We start from the raw sequence: 4,384 nt of genomic DNA on the forward strand, positions 1-4,384 counted from the left end.
CCGCCGCCGCCTCGCTGTGCTCGCCCCCCCCCCCCCCCCCGGCGCCCGCCCCGCGGCCCCGCTGCTCCCCCCCCCCCCCCCCCCCCCCCCCCCCCCCCCCCCCCCCCCCCCACTACGGCTCCTACTCCCTCCCTTTTGCGAAGCAAAGGGGAGGGTTGGGGAGGGGTCGGCTCTTTCCGCCTTTCGAGCAATCCAAGCCTCGCGGCTTACGCCGCTCCCACAGGCGCGACCAGCGCATCATCCAGTTGCCCCGCCCGCACCGACGCCGGCCGTTGCAGGTGCTCAGCGCAGTAGTCGGTGAACGCCGGCTTGGCCTCAAGCTCACCCACGCGGATGTAGTAGCTCAGGAACGACGCCATATACAGATCGGCGACGGTGAAGCTGTCCCCCACCAGATAGCGCTTGCCGGCAACCGCTGTTTCCAGCGTATGCAGCAGATCCTCGGCGGTACCGTAGCCAGCCTCCATCGGCGGTGCCAGGCCACCATGACGACGATCGGTGACGAAGGCTTCCAGCGGCCCGGCCGCAAACAATACCCAGCGGTAGCATTCGCCGCGCTCGGCGCTGCCGACTGGCGGCAGCAAGGCCTTCGCTGGTGCAAGATCGGCCAGGTGCAGGCAGATCGCGGCGTTCTCGGTGATTGCCGTTGTCCCCTGCACCAAGGCGGGCACCTTGCCCATTGGATTGATTGCCAGATACTGCGCCGACTTCATGCTGGTGCCGTACTCCAGCATCACCGCGTCGTAGCGCAGACCGGTTTCTTCCAGCATCCAACGGGTAATGCGGCCGCGCGAATGTGGATGGCTGTAGAAGGTAAGCGTATCGGTCATGTCAGGCACCTGCGTTGTAAGGAGCCGACAGTGTGCGCAGGGGCTACTGACAGCAGCTGTCAGTAGTGACGCATCATGTATCCGTCATGCATTGCGCACGCCAACGCTTCAACAACTGATGACGTTGCGCTGGATAGCGCTGCGCGGTGTCTTCCAGTGCCAGCAAACGGTCGGCACGAAAGTGGCGGAAATCACCACGCATTTCGCACCACGCGGCCAGCATGCGCACATCGGCCATGAAGGCCATCGCGAACGGCCAGATCATGCGCTCGCTGACCCTGCCCTCGACGTCGCGGTACCGGATGCGCACGGCATTGCCGTCGCGGATGGCACGGCGCAAGGCCGGCAGCCACGGCTCCGGTGGCACCGCGTGCCAGTGCGGTGCGAACAGCCCGCTGGTTTCGACCTGCAGGCGCAGCGTTTCGGGCAGTACGCCAATGACACGCTGCAATGCGGTGTCGGCCGCAGCCGCCAGCTCCGGGTCGCCATGTGAGGCTACCCAGCGCGCGCCCAGCAATACCGCTTCGAGTTCCTCGGCGGAGAACATCATCGGTGGCAACAGGAAACCCGGCCGCAACTGGTAGCCGATGCCCGGATCACCGGCGATATCGGCGCCCTGCGCGCGCAAGGCATCGATGTCCCGGTACACGGTGCGCAGGCTCACCTCCAGGCGCTGCGCCAGTTCGGCACCGCGCACCGGCGTGCGGCGCCGCCGCAATTCATCCAGCAGGTGCAGCAATCGGGCAGCGCGTTGGCTCATTGGGGGTTCCGGCACAGGCAGCTGCCCAGCATAACGGCTGACGGCCAGCGCATTGAGCCTGCGGTATCAACAGAGCGCATTTATCCCGGCTAGCTGAGCAATAGGTAAGCCCTATCAGAGCGAGCAGTTCATTTGATTATTCATTTAACACGTCGGTGGTTACAGTCGGTGCAAGAACTACCCCAACGCCAGCAGGAGCCAGCCATGAGCAATGACACCAAGCCGACCTGTCCGTACCACAGCGCCCCCTCCCTCGAGCAGGCCGCGCAGTCGCAGCGTGACACCAGCACTACACCCAAGCAGCAACATGGCGACGCACCGGTGACGCCGCTGACCACCGCCTTCGGCGCGCCGGTGGTGGACAACCAGAACAGCAAGACCGCAGGCCCGCGCGGCCCGTTGCTGATGGAAGATGTATGGCTGCTTGAAAAGCTCGCCAACCTCAATCGCGAGATCATTCCCGAGCGCCGCATGCATGCCAAGGGCTCGGGCGCATTCGGCACGTTCACCGTCACCCATGACATCAGCAAGTACACCCGCGCCAAGCTGTTCTCGGCCGTGGGCAAGCAGACCGAGATGTTCGCCCGTTTCACCACCGTGGCCGGTGAGCGCGGCGCAGCCGATGCCGAGCGCGACATCCGTGGCTTTGCACTGAAGTTCTACACCGAGGAAGGCAACTGGGACCTGGTCGGCAACAACACCCCGGTGTTCTTCCTGCGCGACCCGCGCAAGTTCGGCGACCTCAACAAGGCGGTCAAGCGCGACCCGCATACCAACCTGCGCAGCGCCCGCAACAACTGGGACTTCTGGACCCTGCTGCCGGAGGCACTGATGCAGGTCACCGTGGTGATGAGCGACCGCGGCATCCCGCGCAGCTTCCGCCACATGAACGGCTTCGGTTCGCACACCTACAGCTTCACCAATGAAGGCGGCGAGCGCTTCTGGGTGAAGTTCCACTTCGTCACCCAGCAGGGCGTGCAGGCGCTGACCGATGCGCAGGCCGAAGTGTTGGTCGGCAAGGACCGCGAAAGCCACGGCCGCGATCTGTTCCAGGCGATCGAGCGTGGTGAGTTCCCGAAATGGAAGCTGTTCGTGCAGGTCATGCCGGAACTGGAAGCAGAGACCTACCGCATCCATCCGTTCGACCTGACCAAGGTCTGGCCGAAGAGCGATTACCCGCTGATCGAAGTCGGCGAGTTCGAACTCAACCGCAACCCGGTCAACTGGTACCAGGACGTGGAGCAGTCGGCTTTCGCCCCGAGCAACCTGGTACCGGGCATCGGCCCGTCGCCGGACAAGATGTTGCAGGCCCGCCTGTTCGCCTACACCGATGCGCAGCGTTACCGGCTGGGCGTCAACCACCACCAGATCCCGGTCAACGCCGCTCGCTGCCCGGTCTTCAGCAACCAGCGCGATGGCGCCATGCGTGTGGACGGCAACTACGGCGGCCTGCCGCATTACGAGCCCAACAGCTACGGCCAATGGCAGGAGCAGCCGCAGTACCGCGAGCCGGCGCTGAAGATCCGTGGCGATGCCGACTTCTGGAACTTCCGCGAAGACGACAACGACTACTTCAGCCAGCCCGGTGCCCTGTTCCGCAGCTACAACGCCGCTCAGCAGCAGCGTCTGTTCGAGAACACCGCACGCGCCCTGGGTGATGCGCCGGACTTCATCAAGCAGCGCCACATCGACAACTGCAACAAGGCCGACCCGGCTTACGGTGCAGGCATCGCCGCCGCCCTGCAGAAGTTGGCTGCGGCAGCCGCTCCGGCCGACCCGTTCGCACCGCCGCCGCACCCAGGCAGCGATTTCCCGACCGCCACCCCGGGCGCCGAGGACATCGAGCTGTAAGCCCGGCCCGCTGGTCCAACGATGAAACAGCACCGCCCGCCCTGCGCGGGCGGTGCTGTTTCTACCCACAACCCAACACGTCGTTGGCCTCTTCACTTACGCACCCTTGCGGGGGTTACCATGCCGCTGGACAACCCACCCTTCAAGGATTCCCCGATGAGCCTGACCGACGATCTCCTCTCCCAATTGCAGGGCGCGCCGCTGCAACAGGTTTCGCAGCAGTTGGGCATCGACAGTCAGCAAGCCTCGGGCGCGATCAGTGCCGCGTTGCCGTTGCTGATGGGCGCACTGGGCAACAACGCGGCCAAGCCGCAGGGCGCCGAAGCCCTGTTTGGCGCGTTGCAGAACAACCACAGCGGCCTGGACATCGGCAGCGTGCTGGGCGCAGTGATGGGCGGCGGCAACAGCCCGGCAGCCAACGGCGCTGGCATCCTCGGCCACATCTTCGGCGGCAGCCAGGACCGTGCAGAGACCGGCCTGGCCCAGGCCACCGGCCTGAGCCCGAGCAGCTCCAGCCAGCTGCTGAAGATCCTCGCCCCGATCGTGATGGCCTTCATCGCCCAGCGTATGAGCAGCGGCGGCCAGGCCAGCGCTGGTGGGCTGGCGCAGATCCTGGGCCAGGAAAAGCAGCAGGTGACGCAGGCTGGCGGTATCGGCGGCGGCCTGCTGGGCAGCGTGCTGGACCAGGACGGCGACGGCCAGTTCGGCGTCAGCGACCTGATCAGGCTGGGCAGCGGCTTGCTGGGCAGCGGCAAGCGCTGAGCCGGTTGAGGTTGATCGAAGACGCCACCGCAAGGTGGCGTTTTTGTTTCGGTAGTGCCGAGCCATGCTCGGCAAGGGGCTCTACCGGCAATACCAGACCTGTAGTGCCGAGCCATGCTCGGCAGGGGCTCTACCGGCAATACCAGACCTGTAGTGCCGATCCATGCTCGGCAATGGGCCC

At 65.5% G+C, this 4,384-nt stretch carries 4 protein-coding genes; 2 read left to right on the forward strand and 2 right to left on the reverse strand.

All coding sequences use genetic code 11. The features are described 5' to 3' along the window. Nucleotides 1-206: 206 nt before the first annotated feature. Nucleotides 207-830, reverse strand: coding sequence for a glutathione S-transferase family protein (locus ACVOLI_RS20170; RefSeq protein ID WP_481615744.1), 624 nt, complete (start codon nucleotides 828-830; stop codon nucleotides 207-209). Nucleotides 831-903: 73 nt separating this feature from the next. Further along, on the reverse strand, nucleotides 904-1,590 hold the full coding sequence (locus tag ACVOLI_RS20175; RefSeq protein ID WP_481615745.1) for a helix-turn-helix transcriptional regulator: 687 nt from the start codon (nucleotides 1,588-1,590) through the stop codon (nucleotides 904-906). A gap of 204 nt (nucleotides 1,591-1,794) precedes the next feature. Here ACVOLI_RS20175 and ACVOLI_RS20180 point away from each other — a divergent pair, with 204 nt between their 5' ends. Together ACVOLI_RS20180 and ACVOLI_RS20185 are read left to right on the forward strand one after the other, a co-directional pair. Next, nucleotides 1,795-3,441, forward strand: a complete 1,647-nt coding sequence (locus ACVOLI_RS20180) for a catalase (protein WP_481615746.1) — start codon at nucleotides 1,795-1,797, stop codon at nucleotides 3,439-3,441. 156 nt (nucleotides 3,442-3,597) lie between these two features. After that, nucleotides 3,598-4,203: a DUF937 domain-containing protein gene (locus ACVOLI_RS20185; protein ID WP_481615747.1), complete on the forward strand. Its 606-nt coding sequence runs from the start codon at nucleotides 3,598-3,600 to the stop codon at nucleotides 4,201-4,203. The last annotated feature ends 181 nt before the right edge of the window (nucleotides 4,204-4,384 follow it).

This window comes from Stenotrophomonas sp. STEN029 (genome assembly GCF_056760015.1).